Genomic DNA, 19564 nt, shown 5'->3' on the forward strand with positions numbered 1-19564 from the left:
ATGACCGTCGACCGGGAGCGCGTGCGCTCCCTCGTCAGGGAGCTGCTCGAGGCGATCGGCGAAGACCCCGAGCGACCGGGGCTGCGCCAGACGCCCGAGCGGGTGGCCGACGCCTACGGAGAGTTCTTCGCGGGGGTCGGTGAGGATGCTGCGGCTCCCCTCGCGCACACGATCTCGATCTCGCGGGGTCCCGCGCCCGAGACCGTACCGTCGGGCGCGGTGATGCTGCGCGGGGTCGATTTCCGTTCCATCTGCGAGCACCATCTGCTGCCGTTCCGCGGGGTCGCGCACCTCGCCTACCTCCCGGGGGAGCAGGTCGTCGGCCTCGGCGCCCTGTCGAAGGTCGTCGAGGTGCTCGCCGCCCGTCCTCAGGTGCAGGAGCGCCTCGGGGAGCAGATCGCCGACACGATCGCCGCGTCGCTCGACGCGCGCGGGGTGCTCGTCGTTCTGGATGCTTCGCACGAGTGCGTCACGATGCGCGGTGCGCAGCAGAAGAACGCCACGACCGTGACGATCGCCGCCCGAGGCGAACTGGCAGACCCGGCCGCGCGCGCCGAGCTCATCGCGCTGATCTCCCTTCGAGGGGTTCAGGAGCCGGCCGCGCACGGGGCTCAGGGACCGGTGGCGACGTGACGCTCATCATGGGGATCGTCAACGTCACCCCCGACTCCTTCAGCGACGGCGGCCGCTACGTCGATCCCGACGTCGCCATCGGTCACGGCGCCCGGCTGCGCGCCGACGGTGCCCACATCCTCGACGTCGGCGGTGAGTCGACCCGCCCGGGCGCCGAACGGGTCGCTCCGCGAATCGAGCAGCAACGCGTGCTGCCGGTGATCGAAGCGCTCGCCGCGGGCGGCGCCGTCGTCAGCATCGACACCCTCAACGCCGACACGGCCCACGCCGCGATCGCGGCCGGAGCCCGCATCGTCAACGACGTCTCGGGCGGACTCGCCGATCCGGCCATGCTCGAGACGCTGGCCGCGACCGACGCCGACATCGTGCTGGGGCACTGGCGCGGCCCGTCGGCTGACATGTACGCCCGCGCCGACTATGTCGACCTCGTGCACGAACTCTCGGCCGAACTTCTCGAGCGCATCGACGCGGCCGCCGCCGCCGGCATCGCCCCGAGCAGGATCGTGCTCGATCCGGGAATCGGCTTCGGCAAACGGGGGCCCCAGAACTGGGAGACCCTCCGCGCCCTTCCCCGGCTCGTGGGTCTTGGCCCGCGGGTGCTCGTCGGCACCAGTCGCAAGAGGTTCCTGGGCGAGGCGCTCGGCGACGACGCGTCCCTGGCCCGTCGCGACCTCGCGACCGCCGTCACCAGCGCGCTGTCCGCGCGAGACGGGGCCTGGGCCGTGCGGGTGCACGATGTCGCCGCCACCCGCGACGCACTCCGCGTCGCGGCGCTCTGGTCGGACGAGAACCCGGAGGGAACATGGACCCCGTAGACGAGATCACCCTGACCGGCGTGCGCGCGTGGGGACACCACGGCGTGTACGACGACGAGCGTGCGCAGGGCCAGGAGTTCGTCGTCGACCTCACCTTGCGGATCGACACCGCCCCTGCCGCAGCATCCGACGACGTCGTCGACACGGTCCACTACGGCGAACTGGCGGAGCGGATCGTGGCGCTCGTCGGTGCGGATCCCGTGAACCTCCTCGAGACCCTCGCCGCGCGCATCGCCGACGACGTGCTGACCGACCCCCGCGTCGAGCAGGCCCTCGTCACCATCCACAAGCCGTCGGCACCGATCACGGTGCCGTTCGCCGACGTCTCGGTCACGATCCGCCGCACGCGACCGGCTCCCCGCGCCGTGCCGTTCGGATTCGGAGTCGCGCCGTGAGCGGCGTCGCCGTCGAAGGCCGGCCGCAGCCCGCGATCGCCGTCGTGGCTCTGGGCGCGAACCTCGGCGATCGCGAGGCGACCCTCGATGCCGCGCTGACCGACCTCGCGGCGCTGCCGCTGACCGACCGTGTGCGCACCTCCGCCGTCATGGAGACGGTGGCGGTCACCACGAGCGGGCCGGATGCTGAGGCGCCGCGCTATCTCAACGCCGTCGCGCTGGTCGCGACCCGGCTCGCCCCGTCGGTGCTGCTGACGTACCTGCACCGGATCGAGGCCCGGCACGGACGCGAGCGGGGGGAGCGATGGGCGGACCGCACGCTCGACCTCGATCTCGTCTCGTACGGCGCGGTGGTCTCGAACGACGCCCGTCTGGTGCTTCCCCACCCGCGCGCCGCCGAGCGCGAGTTCGTGCTCGCTCCCTGGCACGAGGTGGACCCGGAGGCGGAGCTCCCCGGTGCCGGACGCGTCGACGACCTCCTGGCCGCTCTCCGAGGAGACCGGTGAAGCGCACCGGCGCGGGAGTCCTCGTCGGTGCGGCCGTTCTCGGCATCGTCGCGGGGTTCGTGCTCGACACCGCACTGAGCTCGGCGGGGCGGCCGACCTTCGCACCGGCCGTGACGCTGCCCATCCTGCTCCTCCTGGTCGGAGCGGCCGTGATCGTGCTCGCCATCCCCATCCGACGGGCCACGCGCGGCCTCGCCACGACCGCCGTCAACCCGTTCCGTGCGTTGCGCACCGCCATCCTGGCGAAGGCGTCGAGCATCGTCGGAGCGGCCATCGGCGGCGTCGCGGTCGGGCTTCTGCTCTTCCTCTTCACCCGCCCGGTGACCCCCTCGGTAGGCTCGATGGGCACGACGATCGCCACGGCGATCTGCGGCGGCATCCTCGTCGCTGCGGCGCTGGTCGCCGAGCACCTGTGCACCATCCGGAAGGACGACGATGACGAACAACCCGGAGGCGACTCCGCAGGCGTCGCCCACTGACCTCACCGACGACGCGCGCGTGCGCGAGACGGGGGCCGTTCTCGACGAGGGGTCGTTCACCCGCATCATCGAGCCCCGCTCCGATGCGCGCCTGCCTCTCGGCGACGGGACGTGGCATCAGCTCGCCCGGGCCTATGTCTGGGTGCAGATCATTTCGACCGGGGCCTCCGCCCTCGTCGTGCTCGCGGTGGCGATCGGTCTGCAGCTGTGGCTCGACCAGCCGTGGACGTGGATCCCCGCCGGCATCGTGCTGCTCCTGTGTCTCATCTCGCTCGCGATCACGCCGCGTCAGGCGCGTTCCTACGGGTACCAGCTGCGGCGTGACGACCTCGTGTTCCGACGCGGCATCCTCTGGCAGCGCATGGTTGCGGTGCCCTACGGGCGCATGCAGCTGATCGACATCACGCACGGGCCCCTCGACCGCGGTTTCGGCATCGCGCAGCTGAAGCTCGTCACCGCCGCCGCCTCCACCGGCGTGACCATTCCGGGACTGACGCAGAAGGCCGCCGAGAGCCTGCGCGACACCCTCGTCGACGTCGCCGAGACCCGGCGGACCGGCCTGTGAGCGAAGCCTCCGCCCCGTCCGCGCCCCCGGCAGACGAGGTGCGCTCGCCGCTCAGCGATGGCGAGTGGCACCGGATGCATCCGCTCACCCCGCTCCTGCGCGGGGGACTCTTCCTCCTCGTGGTCGGGGGTATCGCGATCGCGAACCTTCGCGAGCGGCTCGTCGAGTGGCTGCTGCCGGCGTTCGCCCCGGAACTCGCCGACGGCGAGTTGCCACCTGACCCGATCGACTACCTCGTCAGCCGTAACCTGCTGCTCATCGCCCTCCTCGCGGTGCTCGGCACCGTCGTCGTGCTGCTGCTGCTGTTCTCGCTGTCGTGGCGGTTCCACACGTTCCGCATCACCGACGACGACGTCGAGGTGCGCTCGGGCGTGCTCTTCCGCACCCATCGGCGCGCCCCGCTCGACCGCGTGCAGGGCGTCAACCTGACCCGGCCGCTCGTCGCGCGTCTGCTCGGGGTCGGGAAGCTGGAGGTCGTCGGGGCGGGGACCGATTCGAACGTGAAGCTCGAGTACCTCTCGACGTCGGACGCCGAGACCATCCGCACCGACATCCTGCGCTTGGCATCGGGTCGTCGCCTCGGCGGGAGCGCGGCCGCACGCAGCGGCGGCACCCGCGTGAGGCAGGCCGCCTCCGCGGTCGGCGCGGGTCTGACGGGTCTCGTCGACGGCGACGACCAGGGCGACGTCGAACCCGAGTCGGTGGTGCACATCCCCGCCGGCCGCCTCATCGCCTCGCGCCTTCTCAGCGCCACGACCCTCGTGCTGATCGCGCTCATCGTGGCCATCGTGGTGGGTTCCATCGTCGGCTCGATCTGGGTGCTGTTCTCGTTCGTGCCTGCCGTCCTCGGGTTCGGCGCCTACTACGTGAGGTCGGTGACGCGGTCGCTGCGGTACTCGATCGCCCCCATGCCGAGCGGCACCCGCATCACCTTCGGCCTCTTCACGACCGTGAGCGAGACCCTGCCCCCGGGCCGCGTCCACGCCGTCGAGGTGCGCCAGTCGATCTTCTGGCGGCCGTTCGGCTGGTGGTCGATCACGGTGAACCGCCTGTCCGGCCGGTCGTCCAGCGATACGAACGCCGACCAGTTCACGACCGTGCTGCCGGTGGGAACGCGCGCCGACGTCGAGCGCGTGCTCAGGCTGCTCATGCCGGCCCTCCCCGACGAGGACTGGCCGTTCGTCTTCGATCAGGGCATCCTCGGCCCCCGTGCCGGTGATCCGTACGCGACGACGCCCGCGCGCGCTCGGCTTCTGCGTCCGCTGTCGTGGCGGCGCAACGGCTACCTGCTGACGTCCGACGCGCTCTTTCTCCGTCGCGGTTTCATCTGGCGTGCGCTCGGCGTCTTTCCTCTGGCGCGTATGCAGAGCGTCGGGATCGCGCAGGGTCCGGTCGACCGCATGCTGGGCGTGGCGAACCTCACCGCGCACGTGGTGGCGGGATCGGTGACGACCTCCGTGGGGATCCTCGAGCTGGATGACGCGCTGCGAGGGTTCGAGGATGCTGCGCACGGGATCGTCGCCGCATCCGCCGGCGATCGCAGCCACCGGTGGGCGTCGTCCGAGCCCGATCAGACGCCCGCGGGGGAGTCCGTCGCCGAGCCCGCCGACCCGGTCGACCCCGCCCACCCGGTCGCCGAGCCTGTCGACCAGCCCGTCGAGGCGTCGGATCGGAGTCCCCGATGAGCGGGCCGGGGCGCGACGGACGACTCGGCGTCGGCATCATCGGAGCGGGCAAGGTCGGACCCGTGATCGGATCGGCGCTCGCCGGCGCGGGGCACGCTCTCGTGGGCATCACCTCCGGGTCCGACGACGACCGGGTCGAGGCCATCCTCCCGGGTGTGCCGGTGCTGGCCGCCGACGAGGTCGTGCGCCGCAGTGAGCTCGTCGTGATCGCCGTGCCCCACGACGAGCTCGCCGGCCTCGTCGCCGGTCTCGCGGAGGTCGGAGCGTGGCAGCCGGGCCAGCTCGTCCTCCACACCGACGCCGCGCACGGCATCGCGGTGCTCGAACCGGCTCTGCGATCCGGCGCGATCCCGCTGGCGATCCATCCGGCGATCAGCTTCACGGGCACCTCGATAGACCTGCGGGCCCTCAGCCAGGGCTACGCCGCCGTCACCGCGCCGGGGCCCGTGCTGCCCATCGCCCAGGCGCTCGCGGTCGAGCTGGGGTGCGAGCCGGTCGTCGTCGCCGATGCCGATCGGCCCGCGTACGCCGAGGCGATCGCGACGGCCACGGAGTTCTCGCGCTCGATCGTGCGACAGGCGGCGGGCATGCTCACCCGCCTCGGCGTCGAGAACGCGGGAGGGTATCTCTCCGCCCTCGTGCGTTCGACCGTCGACCAGGCGCTCGCCGAGGGAGCGCCCCCGCACAGGGACCCGCTCGGTCCCGACGCTACGATCGACGGATGATCCGCTCCCTCGACGCGCTGCGTTCCCGCCTCACCGAGCTGCGCTCGGGCGCCGAAGGCGGCAGCGCGTCGGTCGCGCTGGTGTCGACGCTCGGCGCCCTCCACGACGCCCACGTCGACCTCGTCGAGCGGGCTCGGGAGAGCGCCGACCTCGTGGTCGTCGCGTCGTTCGTGAACCCCCTGCGCTTCCGCACCTCCGCAGACGTCGAGGCCTATCCGGTGCGACGCGCGCAGGACGACGCGCTCCTCGACAGGCTCGGCGTCGACGTCGTGTTCGCACCCGACGCGGCGGAGATCCTTCCCGCGGGCATCGCGACCACGCGCGTCTCTGCCGGAGACCTCGGCCTCCGCTACGAGGGGCGCACGCGGCCGTACTACTTCGACGGCCTGCTCACGGCCGAGGCCATCCTCTTCCACCTGATCCGGCCCGATGTCGCGGTCTACGGCGAGCGCGATCTGCAGCGTGTCTTCCTCGTGCGACGGATGATCCGCGATCTCTTCTTCGACATCGAGGTCGCCACCGTGCCGACCGTGCGCAGCGACGACGGGCTGCCGATCTCGAGCCGTGTCGCCCTGCTCGAACCCGCCGATCGTCGGGCCGCCGCGCTCCTGCCGCGCGCCCTCGAGGCTGCCGCGTCGAACGCCGATCGCGGTGTCGACGCGTGCATCGCGGCGGCGCAGTCGTCGCTCATGGGTGAGGAGCGCATCCGCCTCGAGTACCTGAACGTCGTCGATCCGGCGACCTTCCTCCCGGTCGACGAGGCGCACTCCGGGCGCGCTCTCGCGCTCATCGCGGCGACCGTCGCCGGGCACCGCTTCATCGACAACGCCGAGATCTCGCTGCCCTGAGGCGGCCCTCGGGCGAGGGGCAGCGCCCGAGTCGGTCGACGCCGCTCGGTAGGATCGAGAGCATGACCGACGCCCCCGACGCCGCCCCTGAAACGCCCGACGACGACGTCATCGAGCAGAAGGCCGTGCGTCTCGCCAAGCGCGAGCGGCTGCTGGCCGAGCGGACGGATGCTGCGGGCGGGCCCTACCCGGTGACGGTGCCCGTCACCGACACCATCCCCGCGCTGCGCGAGCGGTTCGCCGCTCTCGAGGCGGGCGACGAGACGGGCGTGACGGCCGCCGTCGCCGGGCGCATCGTCTTCAGCCGCAACACCGGCAAGCTCTGCTTCGCCTCGCTGCAATCGGGCGACGGCAGCCGCATCCAGGCGATGGTCTCGCTGGCGTCGGTGGGCGAGGAGTCGCTCCAGGCGTGGAAGGAACTCGTCGACCTCGGTGACCACGTCTACGTCTCGGGCGAGGTGATCTCGAGCCGCCGCGGCGAGCTGTCGATCATGGTGGCCGACTGGCGCATCGCCGCGAAGGCCGTGCTGCCGCTTCCGAACCTGCACTCCGAGCTCAGCGAGGAGAGCCGGGTGCGCAGCCGCTTCCTCGACCTCATCGTGCGCGACCGCGCCCGCGAGACCGTGCTCGCCCGCGCGAAGGTCAACGCGAGCCTGCGGCAGACGTTCTCGGGTCACGACTTCGTCGAGGTCGAGACGCCCATGCTCCAGGTGCAGCACGGCGGTGCCAGCGCTCGCCCGTTCGTGACGCGCTCGAACGCCTTCGACACCGAGCTGTTCCTCCGCATCGCTCCCGAGCTCTTCCTCAAGCGCGCCGTCGTCGGCGGCATCGACCGCGTGTTCGAGATCAACCGCAACTTCCGCAACGAGGGCGCCGACTCCACCCACAGCCCCGAGTTCGCGATGCTCGAGGCCTACCAGTCGTATTCCGACTACAACGGCATCGCCGATCTGACGCAGGAGCTCGTGCAGAACGCGGCGATCGCGGTGGCCGGGTCGACCACCGTCACCTGGGCGGACGGCACGGAGTACGACCTGGGCGGTCAGTGGGACCGCATCTCGATGTACGCGTCGCTGTCCGACGCATCCGGCCGCTCCATCACCCCCGAGACGACGGCCGACGACCTCGCCGCCTTCGCGTCGGAGGTCGGCGTCGACGAGCCCGCGCACCCGACGCACGGCAAGTGGGTGGAGGAGCTCTGGGAGCACTTCGTGAAGCCCTCGCTGACGCGGCCCACCTTCGTCATGGACTTCCCCGTCGACACGAGCCCCCTGGTGCGCGAGCACCGTTCCATCGCCGGGGTCGTCGAGAAGTGGGACCTCTACGTGCGCGGCTTCGAGCTGGCCACCGGGTACTCCGAGCTGATCGACCCGGTGATCCAGCGCGAGCGCTTCGTCGAGCAGGCGCAGCTCGCGGCTCGCGGCGACGTCGAGGCGATGCGCATCGACGAGGAGTTCCTGCGGGCACTCGAGCACGGCATGCCGCCCACCGGCGGCATGGGCATGGGGATCGACCGTCTGCTCATGGCGATCACGGGCCTCGGCATCCGCGAGACGATCCTCTTCCCGCTCGTCAAGTAATCGCACCCGGCCGCCTCAGATCACCTGCGTGACCGGCCCGCGCGGCACCGGGCGTTCGAAGACCCACTCGGGCAGGTGCGCGTTCGCGACGAAGGTCAGCACGATCCCGCTGAGACCGTGCGCGGGGTCGATCTTCACGGCCTCCTCGGCGTAGGCCGCGGCGTGGGTCGATCGGCCGAGCGCCCACGACAACCAGGCGCACGCGGCCAGTGCGCCCGGCCGATCGTCGCGCGGAACGGCGGCGGCGATCCGTCGCGACAGTTCGAGGGCGAGGCCCAGCCTCTCCGGATCGGGGCGCGGCCCTTCTCCCCACATCGACGCCGCGAGTTCGTCGGGATACGCCTCGCCGTCCTGCCAACGAAGCTGCGCCTCGGCGGCACGGTCTCCGGCCTCGAGGCCGCGGCACCACTGCGTGAGAGCGATGTCTCGGAGCGCCGGCCGCGCGAGCGACCACCCGAGGGCCGCGGCCTGGAAGGCGTCGAGACGGGAGGGATCCCAGTCGAGGGCGTCCTCGAGCAGGAGGGGGAGGTCGTCGAGAGCCTCCGCGGCGGCGAGGGCGCGCGGGTCGATCCGCGCGGGGTCGTCGGGCAGGTCGGGGTCGGCCCAGGTCTCGTTCTGCAGCACCGACACCGCGAACGACAGATCGTGAAGCGCTCGTCCGACGCGTTCCTTCTCGGCGAGATCCACCGGCGGCAGCGTGTGGCCGGTCGACTGATCGCCCGGGTCGAGCGGAAGGTCGTCGAGCTCCGCGCGATCCAGGCGGAGCTCGGCGAGGTCGCGCCCCTCCGGCGGGCATCCGGGGTCGACGTACGACCCCCAGCCGTCTGATGCGACGCAGAGCGCGTCGCGGACGTCGAGACCGCAGATGTCGGCCCGGGCCAGCAGCGCACTCATCAGGCGGTCGTGGGGAAGGCCCTCGCACTCCGCGAAGCCGGCATCGGTGTAGACGACGGGCGCCAGGGCGTCGGCCGTCGCGATCCGGCAGATCAGCCCGATGAAGGTGGAGGCCACCCGCTCGACGTCGTCGGTGTCGTCGGGGAGGTCGAGTCGCATCACACCCAGTGTGCGATTGCCCGCGAACGGTACGAGAACGAGGCTTCGCGAGGGGGAGAAGCCCGCGAGGCGGGGGACCAGGGCGAGGAAGTCGGCGGCGGTGGTGGCCTTGAAGATCGGGGTCATGCACCCACCGTCGTGCGCGGCGCACCCGCCGACGCCGGTGCGGGGCGCGGATGTGGAGGAGTACCGGGATCGCACCGCTTGGGGAGGAGGCGCTGAACAGCGCGTATCCTTGGGATGTGGACTCCTACGCCGCCGCCGTGATCTGGTCGCTCCTGCCGACCGTGGTGGTGTCGGTCGTGTTCTACTTCGTGATCCGCAACGTCATCCGCATGGATCGCACCGAGCGCAAGGTCTACGCGAAGATCGAGGCCGAGGAGCGCGCCAAGCGCGGACTCGCCCCCGTCTCCTCCTCCGCGCCGTCCGCCGACAGCTGAGCCGGCCCACCCCGCCCGCGGCGCGGGCTCGCGCCCTCGCGCCGCTACGCTGAGGGCAGCAGCTCGCCGGGAGGTCTCGTGATCAGCATCACGTTCGACGCGACGTGGTGGGTCGTCACGATCTTCGTCGCCGATCTGATCATCCGCGTCGCCGCCATCATCATCGTGCCCCGCAACCGACGGCCCACGGCCGCGATGGCGTGGCTGCTCGCGATCTACTTCATCCCGTTCATCGGGGTGCTGCTGTTCCTCCTCATCGGCAACCCTCGGTTGCCCAGGAAGCTCCGCCGCAAGCAGGCGGCGATCAACGAGTACCTCCACGACACGAGCGACTCGCTCGACTTCGGAACGCTCCGCCCGGATGCCCCGCACTGGTTCACCGCGCTGGTGGCCATGAACCGCAACCTCGGTGCGATGCCCCTGGCCGGCGACAACGACGCGCGCATCATCCACGACTATCAGGAGAGCCTCGACGCGATGGCCGAGGCCATCGGCCGCGCCGAGCGGTACGTGCACGTCGAGTTCTACATCCTGCAATCGGATGCGGCGACCGACGGCTTCTTCCGCGCTCTCGAGCAGGCCGCGGCGCGAGGCGTCGTCGTCCGCGTGCTGCTGGATCACTGGGCGAACCGCGGCAAACCCTTCTACACGCAGACCCTCGCGCGATTGGACGCGATGGGGGCGCGATGGCACCTCCTGCTCCCGGTGCAGCCGCTCAAAGGCAAGTACCAGCGACCCGACCTCCGCAATCACCGCAAGCTCCTCGTCATCGACGGCGACCTCGCGTACATGGGTTCGCAGAACGTCACCGATTCCACGTACAACCTGCCGAAGAACATCCGCCGGGGCCTGCACTGGGTCGACCTCATGGTGCGCGTGCAGGGTCCGGTCGTCGCGAGCATCAACGCCGTCTTCCTGAGCGACTGGTACAGCGAGACCGACGAGATCCTCACCGACGAGATCGACATCGCCAGCGTGCAGTCGGGCCCCGGCGACCTCGACTGCCAGATCGTGCCGTCCGGCCCGGGGTTCGATTTCCAGAACAACCTGAAGCTGTTCCTCGGCCTCCTCCTCGCCGCCGAGAAGAAGATCATCATCGTCAGCCCGTACTTCGTGCCCGATGAGGCTCTGCTGCTGGCGATCACGACCGCGTGCCAGAAGGGCGTGCACGTCGAGCTGTTCGTCTCCGAGGAGGGCGATCAGGCCATGGTCTACCACGCGCAGCGGAGCTACTACGAGGCGCTCCTGCGGGCGGGCGTGAAGATCTGGATGTACCGGAGGCCCTACATCCTGCATTCCAAGAGCCTCACGATCGACGACGACGTCGCCGTCATCGGATCGAGCAACATGGACATGCGCTCCTTCGGTCTCAACCTCGAGATCTCGATGCTCATCCGCGGCGACGAGTTCGTCCGCGATCTCCGTGCCGTCGAGGACATGTACCGCGACCTCAGTCGCGAGCTCACGATGGAGGAGTGGCGCACACAGCCGCTGCGTTCCACGGTGCTCGACAACCTCGCCAGGCTCACCTCCGCGCTGCAGTAGAGCGCAGCATCCGCGCCCTCCGTCGTGCGTCGCCGGGCCTTTCTGTGCAGGATGGGAGGACGCCCCGACCCGGAAGGTCCGCCTCCATGACACGCACGACGTCGATCCTGGCCGCCGCCGCCTCGCTCCTCCTCATGAGCGCAGGCCTCGCCGCGTGCGCGACCCCCACCGCTCCCGGGGCCTCCTCGGGAACCCCCGCGGCGTCGCCGTCGAGCGAGACGAGCGCGCCGGCCGACGCCGACATCGACGCGGCCTGGCTCGGCGGCGGAACGATGATCGCCGTCCTGACGCGAGGAAGCTCGACGTGCGTGCCCGTGCCCTCCGACGTGGGCTACGCCGACGGGGTGCTGAGCGTGGAGCTCTCCGATCCGCAGGCCGGTCAGGCCTGCACGCGCGACCTCGTGCTGCGCGCCTTCGCGGTGGTCGCGCCCGAGGGCGTCGATCCCGCCGAAGACCTCGAGATCGTCGTGTCGGGCCCGGAGGCGAGCGGTTCGGTCGAGCTCGCGGGGGTCGCCGGGCTCGTCCCCTCCGACGGTCTTCAGGACGGCGGCGTGCCCACCGCGGGGTGGAGCACCGCCGAGGGCGTCATCGCCCTGCTCACCTGGGGGTCGTCGGGATGCCCGCCCGTCGTGCAGGACGCCCTCGTGAGCGCCCCGGGCGAGATCACCGTGACGCTCGCGGAGTCGCCCGCCGACCGCATCTGTACGAGCGACTTCGCCCCGCGGGTCACCCTGGGCGAGGTTCCCGGGATCGAGAGCGGCACCGCCTACGAGCTGGTGCTCCAGGGCGACGGGCTCGAGGGAACCCGCATCCCGGTCGCCGGCGTGAACTGACCGCGACGACCGGGACGCGCGTTACGCGATCGGCGCCTCCTCGGCGTCGATCGCTCCGTCGGCGTCGGCGCCCGTGCGGATGACGGCGACTTCCGCCACGCGGCGCCTCTCCATCTGCTGCACGCGCAGGGTCGCATCCGGGACGGCGACGGTGTCGCCGACGACCGGGATGCGGCCGAGGCGATCCATGATGAAGCCCGCCAGGGTGTCGTAGGTTCCGCGTTCGAGCTCGAGGCCCGAGGCCTCCTCGAAGTCCTGCAGGTTCAGACGCCCGTCGAACGTGCCGCCGGCCGGGTCGTCGGGGTGGGAGGCCGCTTCGACGTCGTACTCGTCGAAGATCTCGCCCACGACCTCTTCGACGAGGTCTTCGAGGGTGACGATCCCGTCGGTTCCGCCGTACTCGTCGACGACCACGGCGATGTGCAGCTCCTCGGCGCGCATCTTCGTGAGGGTCGGCAGCACCCTCGACGACGCCGGCAGGTAACTGATCTCGCGCGCGATCTCCGAGACGGCGCGTGACGGGTCGGCGGATGCGGTGTCGTAGAGATCGCGAACGTGCACGAACCCGATGATGTCGTCGATCGACGAGTCGGTGATCGGGTAGCGGGAGTAGGGGAGATGCTGCACACGCTCGACGGCGTCGGCGATGGTCATCGCGACGTCGAGGGCGATGACCTCGAGCCGCGGGCGCATGACCTCGCTGATCTGCCGGTCACGCAGCGACAGCACGTCGTCGAGGATGCGGCGCTCGTCCTCGGGAAGCCCGCCGTGGCTCGAGACGATGTCGCGCAGCTCGTCATCGGTCATCTCGTCGGCGTTCTTGTCGGGGTCGCCGCCGAGAAGGCGCACGAGCGCATTCGTCGACACCGACAGCAGCCAGATCACCGGGCGCATGAGCACGGCGAACCCGTTCAGCACGGGGGCTACGGCATACGAGAACTGCGCATTCCGCTGGATGGCCAGGCGCTTGGGCACCAGCTCGCCGAGCACGAGCGAGAAGTAGGCGATGACGAGCGTGAGCACGACCGTCGAGACGCCGTCGGCGACCTCGGGGGTCATGCCGATCGCGACGAGCAGAGGCTCGAGGTAGGGCGAGATCGAGGATGCGCCGTACGCGGCCGAGAGGAACCCGGCCACGGTGACGCCGATCTGCACGGCAGAAAGGAAGCGGTTGGGGTTGCGTGCGAGGGATGCGACCTTCTCGCCGCGCTTGCCGCGCGCGGCGATGGCGTTGAGCTGGCTCTCGCGAAGCGTCACCAGCGCCATCTCGGTGGCGGCGAAGACACCGCCGATGAGCACGAAGATCAGGACCAGAACGATGTTGAAGATCAGGTCGCCGCTCACAGCGCGACTCCGATCGTGCGGGATGCGCCCGAATGGGCGCCGGGTCTATGACTGTCGGGGTCTCGCTTCGCGCGTCGGTTCATGGGGCAACGATATGCGGCACCCGGTTCGCGTAGCCGAGTATTCGCCGACAGCACGCCCGTGCGGCAGTGCGCAGCATCCGTCGCCGTCATCGACGCGATGAGACCCACGAATCGGCTGAGACATCGCGCCAGGCGGGGTGTTCCGGCCGATTCGTGTGTGTCGAGCGGATGCTGCGGGTCAGTCGCGCGCGAGCACCAGCAGGTCGCCGGGCTCGCACTCCAGGGCGCGGCACACGGCCGAGAGGGTCGAGTAGCGGATCGCGCGGGCACGATCGTTCTTCAGCACGGAGAGGTTCACGACGCTGACCCCGACGATCTCGCTGAGGCGCGTGAGGGTCATGCCGCGGGCGGCGAGCAGCTCGTCCAGCCGGCAGTGGATCCCGGTGGGGCCCTCGTCGTCTGCCGCGGGGCTCATACGAGACCCGCCGTCTCGCGCTGGAGACGCGTGCCGATCTGGAACGCCCCCGCGACCAGGCCGATGCCGAGTCCCCACCCGATGGGCCCGAGGTCGAGCGCGAACGAGAACGCGGAGAAGCCGCCCGTTCCCGTGATGACCTGCGGATCGCCGAGGAAGGCGACCGTCTCGGAGCGGGCGAGGGCCCCGACGAACTGCGAGCCGATCCCGCCGACCATGATGGCGATGGCGACGAGCGCGAGCACCCACGGAAAGCTGCGGGTGAACGGGCGTCCACGCAGGAGGGCGAGCGCGAGCCAGGCGACGGCCACGGCGATCGTGAGTCCGATGAGCGTGGTCAGCGACTGCTCGCCCCACAGCAGCCAACGCGCCCCCGCGGGGAGATTGGCGACCTCGATCCACGCCGTCTCATAGCCGGCGTCGACGGGGGCGTCGGATGCGCGGAGAACCGGCGGGTACTCGCCACCGCTCACGGCGATGCCGTTGACCCGCACCGCGGCAGCATTCGCCAGCTGCACGCCCGAGGCGATGAGCCCATAAAGCGAGAGGGGAATGGCCAGGAGCGCGCCGCTGCCGATGACCGACACCGCGACTGTTTCCGGGAGGCTCAACGGACTGTCGGGCGACCACGTCCGACGTACCGATCGCACCACCAGCGCCGCGGCACCGACGAGCGCGACGACGGCGGCGATCGCCAGAAGCAGATTGACCGTGCCCAGATCCATCAGACGAGCCCCGCCGTCTCGCGCTGCAGCCGGTCGCCGACCGTGAACACGGTGCTGGCGAGGGCGGCGATGAAGGCCAGCAGGAGCAGCGGGAAAAGGTCGACCGACATCACCGCGTTGTCGAACGTGCGATCGGAGATCCAGGCGAACGCCCCGTTGGCACCCATGTTCGCGAAGAACGGCACCGCGCAGAAGCCGAGCAGGCCCGCGATCCCCGCCGTCGAGACGAGCGCCGTGTTCGTGCGGGAGAAGATCGAGCCCCTCACGATGTTCTTCGTCAGCCAGAGGAGCGCCCCGACCACCACGAGAACCGTCGCGACGAGCGCGATCTGTTCGAGCACGAGCGCGGCGACGGAGGCGACGGGCAGCTCCGGCGCGGTGAGCCGGCCTGTCGCGAGCTCCACGGTCACGGCGGCGCCGTCGGGGCCGATCGGCGCTTGGGCCGGTGTGCCGTCGAAGACGGCCGTCACCGGCACGTCGCGGTTCGGGACCACCTCGAGCACGCGCCGGACGGCGGTGACCACCACCCACACCGCGATGATCGCTCCGCTGGCCATGAATCCGATCAGCGCCGCGGCGTCGGGGCGGCAGAGCGCACGTTCGGTTTTCGTCTGGGGGGACATCATCGCTCCATATCGATCAGCGTTACTAACGAATATCGATAACAACGATAAACGATACGGTCGCGGTGTCAACCGTGAGTTCCGCGACCTCGACGACCGCCGCTATGCCCCCAGCGAACACGGGTCCTGAGCTCCCGGGCCGTCGTTACTCTCGATGTACGGCGCGGGGCTGTGCGCCTGCCATCCCCCACAACGCCTGTCAGCCCACACCGGAAAGGGACTGAGGATGTTCGAGAGATTCACCGACCGTGCTCGTCGCGTGGTTGTGCTCGCCCAAGAAGAGGCGAAGATGCTCAACCACAACTACATCGGCACCGAGCACATCCTGCTCGGGCTCATCCATGAGGGTGAGGGAGTCGCCGCCAAGGCCCTCGAATCGCTCGGCATCTCGCTCGACGCGGTGCGCGAGCAGGTACAGGACATCATCGGCCAGGGTCAGCAGCAGCCGACCGGCCACATCCCCTTCACGCCGCGCGCGAAGAAGGTGCTCGAGCTGTCGCTGCGCGAAGCGCTGCAGCTGGGCCACAACTACATCGGCACCGAGCACATCCTGCTCGGGCTCATCCGCGAGGGCGAGGGCGTCGCCGCTCAGGTGCTCGTCAAGCTCGGCGCCGACCTGAACAAGGTGCGCCAGCAGGTCATCCAGCTGCTCTCCGGCTACCAGGGCAAGGAGCCCGCCGCCGTCAGCGGCGCGGCGAACGAGTCGGGTCAGGCCGCCCAGGGCGGTTCCGCCGTGCTCGACCAGTTCGGCCGCAACCTCACCCAGAGCGCCCGCGACAACAAGCTCGACCCCGTGATCGGGCGCGAGAAGGAGATCGAGCGGGTCATGCAGATCCTCTCGCGTCGCTCGAAGAACAACCCCGTCCTGATCGGTGAGCCGGGCGTCGGCAAGACCGCCGTCGTCGAGGGCCTCGCGATCGCGATCGTCAAGGGCGACGTGCCCGAGACACTCAAGGACAAGCAGGTCTACTCGCTCGACCTCGGTTCGCTCATCGCCGGATCCCGCTACCGCGGCGACTTCGAAGAGCGCCTGAAGAAGGTCACGAAAGAGATCCGCACCCGCGGCGACATCATCGTGTTCATCGACGAGATCCACACCCTCGTCGGAGCCGGTGCCGCCGAAGGCGCGATCGACGCCGCATCCATCCTCAAGCCGCTCCTCGCCCGCGGAGAGCTGCAGACGATCGGTGCCACGACGCTCGACGAGTACCGCAAGCACTTCGAGAAGGATGCTGCGCTCGAGCGCCGCTTCCAGCCGATCCAGGTCGCCGAGCCGAGCCTGCCCCACGCGATCAACATCCTGAAGGGGCTGCGCGACCGCTACGAGGCGCACCACAAGGTGCAGATCACCGACGGCGCGATCGTCGCCGCGGCGAACCTCGCCGACCGCTACATCTCCGACCGCTTCCTCCCCGACAAGGCCATCGACCTGATCGACGAGGCAGGCGCTCGCCTGCGCCTGTCGATCCTCTCGAGCCCCCCGGAGCTCCGCGAGTTCGACGAGAAGATTGCCAAGGTCCGCCAGGACAAGGAGGTCGCCTCCGAGGAGCAGGACTTCGAGAAGGCCGCTTCGCTGCGCGACGAGGAGAAGTCGCTCCTCGCCGAGCGCCTGCGTCTCGAGAAGCAGTGGCGCACGGGCGACGTCGCGTCGCACGCGATCGTCGACGAAGGACTGATCGCCGAGGTGCTCGCGCAGGCCACGGGCATCCCCGTGTTCAAGCTCACCGAGGAGGAGTCGAGCCGGCTCGTCTTCATGGAGAAGGCGCTGCACCAGCGCGTCGTCGGCCAGGAAGAGGCGATCTCGGCCCTCGCGAAGACGATCCGTCGTCAGCGCGCCGGCCTCAAGGACCCCAAGCGCCCCTCCGGCTCGTTCATCTTCGCCGGCCCCACCGGTGTCGGTAAGACCGAGCTCGCCAAGGCGCTCGCCGAGTTCCTCTTCGACGATGAGGGCGCGCTGATCTCGCTCGACATGTCGGAGTACGGTGAGAAGCACACCGTCTCGCGTCTGTTCGGTGCCCCTCCCGGGTTCGTCGGATTCGAAGAGGGCGGCCAGCTCACCGAGAAGGTGCGGCGCAAGCCGTTCTCGGTCGTGCTCTTCGACGAGATCGAGAAGGCGCACCCCGACATCTTCAACTCGCTGCTGCAGATCCTCGAAGAGGGTCGTCTGACCGATGGTCAGGGCCGCGTCGTCGACTTCAAGAACACGGTCATCATCATGACCACCAACCTCGGTTCGTCGGCCATCGCCGGCGGCCCGGTCGGGTTCCAGGTCGAGGGCAACGCGCAGACGAGCTACGAGCGCATGAAGGGCAAGGTCGACGAGGAGCTGAAGCGGCACTTCAAGCCCGAGTTCCTCAACCGCGTCGATGACGTCATCGTCTTCCCGCAGCTGTCGAAGGATGAGCTGGTGCAGATCGTCGATCTGTTCACCAAGCGCCTCGCCGACCGCCTGCTCGACCGCGATATGACGATCGAGCTGTCGCAGGCCGCCAAGGAGAAGCTCATCGAGATCGGGTTCGACCCGACGCTCGGTGCACGCCCCCTCCGCCGGGCGATGCAGCGCGAGGTCGAAGACCGCCTCAGCGAGCAGATCCTCCACGGCGAGCTGAACTCCGGCGACCACGTGAAGGTCGAGCTCGAGAACGGCAAGTTCACGTTCGAGACGACTCCTCGCGGCGACAAGGTGGCCGTCGGTGTGGCCACCGGCGGAGAGATCACCGCGACGCCCGACATCACGGCGACGAGCTGACACGACCGCGACGAACGAAGGGGCGGATGCTGCGAAGCATCCGCCCCTTCGTCGTTCCGGTCTGTGCCGGGCGTAGGGTTGCAGGATGAGTTCGTACACCGTGCGTCCGGCTCGCACGGGTGACGTGCGAGCGATCCGCGACCTGCTCGAGCCGTTCGTGCAGCGGCGGATCCTCCTGGGCAAAGACCTCGTCGTGCTGTACGAGGCGGTGCAGGAGTTCGTCGTCGCAGAAGATGCCGGCGGTCAGATCATTGGATGCGGCGCCCTCCACGTGATGTGGGAAGACCTGGCCGAGGTGCGCACCCTGATCGTCGCCGACGGATGGCTGCACCGCGGCGTCGGGCGGCTGATCGTCGACGCGCTCGAGGATCGTGCGACCACGCTCGGTGTGCGACGTCTGTTCTGCCTCACGTTCGAGGTCGGCTTCTTCGAACGACGCGGATTCGCCCCCATCGGCGAGCAGGTCGTCGACCCCGACGTCTACTCGCAACTCATCCGCAGTCCCGATGAGGGCGTCGCCGAGTTCCTCGACCTGGCGCACGTGAAGCCGAACACGCTCGGCAACACGCGAATGCTGAAGACGCTCGGCGCCTAGGCGCGCCGAACGGGTGCTGCGCGCTCGCGCGCCTACCCTGAGAGCATGAGCGGTTCCGCCCCTCGGCGCAGAAAGCACTCGCCCGCCGTCTACCGGCGTCGACGTCTCGTCGTGCTGCTCACGGCGCTGATCGTGGTCGCCGGTCTCGTGTGGCTCTTCATCGCCCAGCCCTGGCAGAGTTCCGCGTCGACGGAGACCCTGCCGGTGCCGTCGTCGTCATCGTCGTCCTCCTCATCGCCGTCGACGAGCGAGTCGGCCGCGCCCGAGACCGACGCCGAGACGCCCGTGCCGGAGGCCGACACCGAAGAACCGGCACCCGACCTCACCCCCAGCGCGGAGCCCTGCATCGCCGCCGACCTGCTGATCGAAGCGGTGACCGATCAGGCCGTCTACGCCGCCGGACAGAACCCGCAGCTGTCGATCCGTTTGACGAACCAGAGCACGACCGATTGCACGCTGAATGTCGGCACGAGCGCTCAGGCGTTCACGATCTCGAGCGGGCCCGATATCTGGTGGCGCTCGACCGACTGCCAGACCGAGCCGAGCGACATGACCGTGCTGCTGTCGGCCGGCCAGCAGGTCACCAGCGCGACCCCGCTCACATGGGATCGCACTCGCTCCTCGGTGGACACGTGCCAGGGCGACCGGCCGCCGGCCGCCGGCGGAGGGGCCACTTACCGTCTCAGCGTCGCGATCGGCGGCCTCTCGTCGTCGAACACGGCCGCTTTTCAGCTCAACTAGGTCGTTTTGTCCCCCAAACGGAGGACAGACGGGCTGAAGGGCCGTCGATATCCTGGGGTTGTTCCCCGCAACGGGCGTCTCGTCACTGTCCCCAGCAGGTAGCACTCGACCGTCCCCAACGGCCCGAGTTCGAGCGTTCGCGGGAAGCAGTGGGCCCTCTCGAATCTTTCAGCCCCCAACTGGGCGA

21 protein-coding genes are annotated in these 19564 nt (G+C 69.9%); 16 read left to right on the forward strand and 5 right to left on the reverse strand.

The features are described from left to right. The 10 genes from folE to lysS all read left to right on the forward strand — a co-directional run bounded on the left by folE (nucleotide 1) and on the right by lysS (nucleotide 8231). Entirely contained in the window at nucleotides 1-633 is a 633-nt protein-coding gene (gene folE / locus DEU34_RS14630; protein WP_121151467.1) for a GTP cyclohydrolase I, read from the forward strand. Then, nucleotides 630-1448, forward strand: a complete 819-nt coding sequence (folP, locus tag DEU34_RS14635; protein WP_121151469.1) for a dihydropteroate synthase — start codon at nucleotides 630-632, stop codon at nucleotides 1446-1448. Before folE ends, folP begins: the two co-directional genes overlap by 4 nt. Then, on the forward strand, nucleotides 1436-1843 hold the full coding sequence (folB, locus tag DEU34_RS14640; protein ID WP_121151471.1) for a dihydroneopterin aldolase: 408 nt from the start codon (nucleotides 1436-1438) through the stop codon (nucleotides 1841-1843). The genes folP and folB overlap by 13 nt, the downstream gene beginning before the upstream one ends. Further along, nucleotides 1840-2349 carry a 2-amino-4-hydroxy-6-hydroxymethyldihydropteridine diphosphokinase gene (gene folK, locus DEU34_RS14645; RefSeq protein WP_259460182.1) on the forward strand — a complete coding sequence of 170 codons (510 nt, stop codon included), beginning with the start codon at nucleotides 1840-1842 and terminating at the stop codon, nucleotides 2347-2349. Before folB ends, folK begins: the two co-directional genes overlap by 4 nt. Continuing rightward, nucleotides 2346-2828: a DUF3180 domain-containing protein gene (locus DEU34_RS14650; RefSeq protein WP_121151473.1), complete on the forward strand. Its 483-nt coding sequence runs from the start codon at nucleotides 2346-2348 to the stop codon at nucleotides 2826-2828. Before folK ends, DEU34_RS14650 begins: the two co-directional genes overlap by 4 nt. After that, nucleotides 2785-3393, forward strand: a complete 609-nt coding sequence (locus tag DEU34_RS14655) for a PH domain-containing protein (RefSeq protein WP_121151474.1) — start codon at nucleotides 2785-2787, stop codon at nucleotides 3391-3393. The genes DEU34_RS14650 and DEU34_RS14655 overlap by 44 nt, the downstream gene beginning before the upstream one ends. Beyond that, the gene (locus tag DEU34_RS14660) at nucleotides 3390-5078 is read left to right on the forward strand and encodes a PH domain-containing protein (protein ID WP_259460183.1); all 1689 of its coding nucleotides are present in this window, start codon (nucleotides 3390-3392) and stop codon (nucleotides 5076-5078) included. Before DEU34_RS14655 ends, DEU34_RS14660 begins: the two co-directional genes overlap by 4 nt. Then, nucleotides 5075-5803, forward strand: coding sequence for a Rossmann-like and DUF2520 domain-containing protein (locus DEU34_RS14665; protein ID WP_121151476.1), 729 nt, complete (start codon nucleotides 5075-5077; stop codon nucleotides 5801-5803). Before DEU34_RS14660 ends, DEU34_RS14665 begins: the two co-directional genes overlap by 4 nt. Then, on the forward strand, nucleotides 5800-6651 hold the full coding sequence (panC, locus tag DEU34_RS14670; RefSeq protein WP_121151478.1) for a pantoate--beta-alanine ligase: 852 nt from the start codon (nucleotides 5800-5802) through the stop codon (nucleotides 6649-6651). The genes DEU34_RS14665 and panC overlap by 4 nt, the downstream gene beginning before the upstream one ends. Before the next feature lie 62 nt (nucleotides 6652-6713). After that, the gene (gene lysS / locus DEU34_RS14675) at nucleotides 6714-8231 is read left to right on the forward strand and encodes a lysine--tRNA ligase (RefSeq protein WP_121151480.1); all 1518 of its coding nucleotides are present in this window, start codon (nucleotides 6714-6716) and stop codon (nucleotides 8229-8231) included. 15 nt (nucleotides 8232-8246) lie between these two features. Here the strand turns inward: lysS and DEU34_RS14680 are convergent, their stop codons facing one another. Next, nucleotides 8247-9410, reverse strand: a complete 1164-nt coding sequence (locus DEU34_RS14680; RefSeq protein ID WP_121151482.1) for a DUF4192 family protein — start codon at nucleotides 9408-9410, stop codon at nucleotides 8247-8249. 116 nt (nucleotides 9411-9526) lie between these two features. Between DEU34_RS14680 and DEU34_RS14685 the strand changes: the two genes are divergently transcribed. The 3 genes from DEU34_RS14685 (at nucleotide 9527) to DEU34_RS14695 (ending at nucleotide 12102) form a co-directional block, all read left to right on the forward strand. After that, nucleotides 9527-9724, forward strand: coding sequence for a hypothetical protein (locus DEU34_RS14685; RefSeq protein ID WP_116647218.1), 198 nt, complete (start codon nucleotides 9527-9529; stop codon nucleotides 9722-9724). A 78-nt stretch (nucleotides 9725-9802) separates the two neighbouring features. Further along, nucleotides 9803-11269 carry a cardiolipin synthase gene (cls, locus tag DEU34_RS14690; protein ID WP_183042503.1) on the forward strand — a complete coding sequence of 489 codons (1467 nt, stop codon included), beginning with the start codon at nucleotides 9803-9805 and terminating at the stop codon, nucleotides 11267-11269. A gap of 86 nt (nucleotides 11270-11355) precedes the next feature. Continuing rightward, the gene (locus tag DEU34_RS14695; protein ID WP_121151484.1) at nucleotides 11356-12102 is read left to right on the forward strand and encodes a hypothetical protein; all 747 of its coding nucleotides are present in this window, start codon (nucleotides 11356-11358) and stop codon (nucleotides 12100-12102) included. Between the two features lie 21 nt (nucleotides 12103-12123). Here DEU34_RS14695 and DEU34_RS14700 read toward each other — a convergent pair whose 3' ends face one another. From DEU34_RS14700 to DEU34_RS14715, 4 genes are all read right to left on the reverse strand, one after another. Then, nucleotides 12124-13446 (reverse strand): hemolysin family protein, encoded by a 1323-nt coding sequence (locus tag DEU34_RS14700; RefSeq protein ID WP_121151486.1) that lies wholly within the window; start codon nucleotides 13444-13446, stop codon nucleotides 12124-12126. Nucleotides 13447-13707: 261 nt separating this feature from the next. Then, nucleotides 13708-13944: a helix-turn-helix transcriptional regulator gene (locus DEU34_RS14705; RefSeq protein ID WP_121151488.1), complete on the reverse strand. Its 237-nt coding sequence runs from the start codon at nucleotides 13942-13944 to the stop codon at nucleotides 13708-13710. Beyond that, nucleotides 13941-14669 (reverse strand): hypothetical protein, encoded by a 729-nt coding sequence (locus DEU34_RS14710; RefSeq protein WP_121151489.1) that lies wholly within the window; start codon nucleotides 14667-14669, stop codon nucleotides 13941-13943. Before DEU34_RS14710 ends, DEU34_RS14705 begins: the two co-directional genes overlap by 4 nt. Continuing rightward, on the reverse strand, nucleotides 14669-15292 hold the full coding sequence (locus tag DEU34_RS14715) for a hypothetical protein (protein WP_147424079.1): 624 nt from the start codon (nucleotides 15290-15292) through the stop codon (nucleotides 14669-14671). Before DEU34_RS14715 ends, DEU34_RS14710 begins: the two co-directional genes overlap by 1 nt. A gap of 226 nt (nucleotides 15293-15518) precedes the next feature. Between DEU34_RS14715 and DEU34_RS14720 the strand changes: the two genes are divergently transcribed. From DEU34_RS14720 to DEU34_RS14730, 3 genes are all read left to right on the forward strand, one after another. Next, on the forward strand, nucleotides 15519-18041 hold the full coding sequence (locus DEU34_RS14720; RefSeq protein ID WP_121151493.1) for an ATP-dependent Clp protease ATP-binding subunit: 2523 nt from the start codon (nucleotides 15519-15521) through the stop codon (nucleotides 18039-18041). 85 nt (nucleotides 18042-18126) lie between these two features. Then, the gene (locus DEU34_RS14725; RefSeq protein WP_121151495.1) at nucleotides 18127-18636 is read left to right on the forward strand and encodes an amino-acid N-acetyltransferase; all 510 of its coding nucleotides are present in this window, start codon (nucleotides 18127-18129) and stop codon (nucleotides 18634-18636) included. A gap of 45 nt (nucleotides 18637-18681) precedes the next feature. Beyond that, nucleotides 18682-19377 carry a hypothetical protein gene (locus DEU34_RS14730; RefSeq protein ID WP_121151496.1) on the forward strand — a complete coding sequence of 232 codons (696 nt, stop codon included), beginning with the start codon at nucleotides 18682-18684 and terminating at the stop codon, nucleotides 19375-19377. Nucleotides 19378-19564 lie beyond the last annotated feature (187 nt).

It is taken from the genome of Microbacterium sp. AG1240, assembly GCF_003635115.1.
Lineage (GTDB): Bacteria > Actinomycetota > Actinomycetes > Actinomycetales > Microbacteriaceae > Microbacterium.

Coding starts and splice junctions, on each gene's coding strand:
- DEU34_RS14720 (WP_121151493.1), top strand. CDS start 15,519: ATGTTCGAGAGATTCACCGACCGTGCTCGTCGCGTGGTTGTGCTCGCC.
- panC (WP_121151478.1), top strand. CDS start 5,800: ATGATCCGCTCCCTCGACGCGCTGCGTTCCCGCCTCACCGAGCTGCGC.
- DEU34_RS14730 (WP_121151496.1), top strand. CDS start 18,682: ATGAGCGGTTCCGCCCCTCGGCGCAGAAAGCACTCGCCCGCCGTCTAC.
- folE (WP_121151467.1), top strand. CDS start 1: ATGACCGTCGACCGGGAGCGCGTGCGCTCCCTCGTCAGGGAGCTGCTC.
- lysS (WP_121151480.1), top strand. CDS start 6,714: ATGACCGACGCCCCCGACGCCGCCCCTGAAACGCCCGACGACGACGTC.
- DEU34_RS14680 (WP_121151482.1), bottom strand. CDS start 9,410: ATGACCCCGATCTTCAAGGCCACCACCGCCGCCGACTTCCTCGCCCTG.
- DEU34_RS14710 (WP_121151489.1), bottom strand. CDS start 14,669: ATGGATCTGGGCACGGTCAATCTGCTTCTGGCGATCGCCGCCGTCGTC.
- DEU34_RS14655 (WP_121151474.1), top strand. CDS start 2,785: ATGACGAACAACCCGGAGGCGACTCCGCAGGCGTCGCCCACTGACCTC.
- DEU34_RS14695 (WP_121151484.1), top strand. CDS start 11,356: ATGACACGCACGACGTCGATCCTGGCCGCCGCCGCCTCGCTCCTCCTC.
- DEU34_RS14725 (WP_121151495.1), top strand. CDS start 18,127: ATGAGTTCGTACACCGTGCGTCCGGCTCGCACGGGTGACGTGCGAGCG.
- DEU34_RS14665 (WP_121151476.1), top strand. CDS start 5,075: ATGAGCGGGCCGGGGCGCGACGGACGACTCGGCGTCGGCATCATCGGA.
- DEU34_RS14715 (WP_147424079.1), bottom strand. CDS start 15,292: ATGTCCCCCCAGACGAAAACCGAACGTGCGCTCTGCCGCCCCGACGCC.
- folB (WP_121151471.1), top strand. CDS start 1,436: ATGGACCCCGTAGACGAGATCACCCTGACCGGCGTGCGCGCGTGGGGA.
- DEU34_RS14705 (WP_121151488.1), bottom strand. CDS start 13,944: ATGAGCCCCGCGGCAGACGACGAGGGCCCCACCGGGATCCACTGCCGG.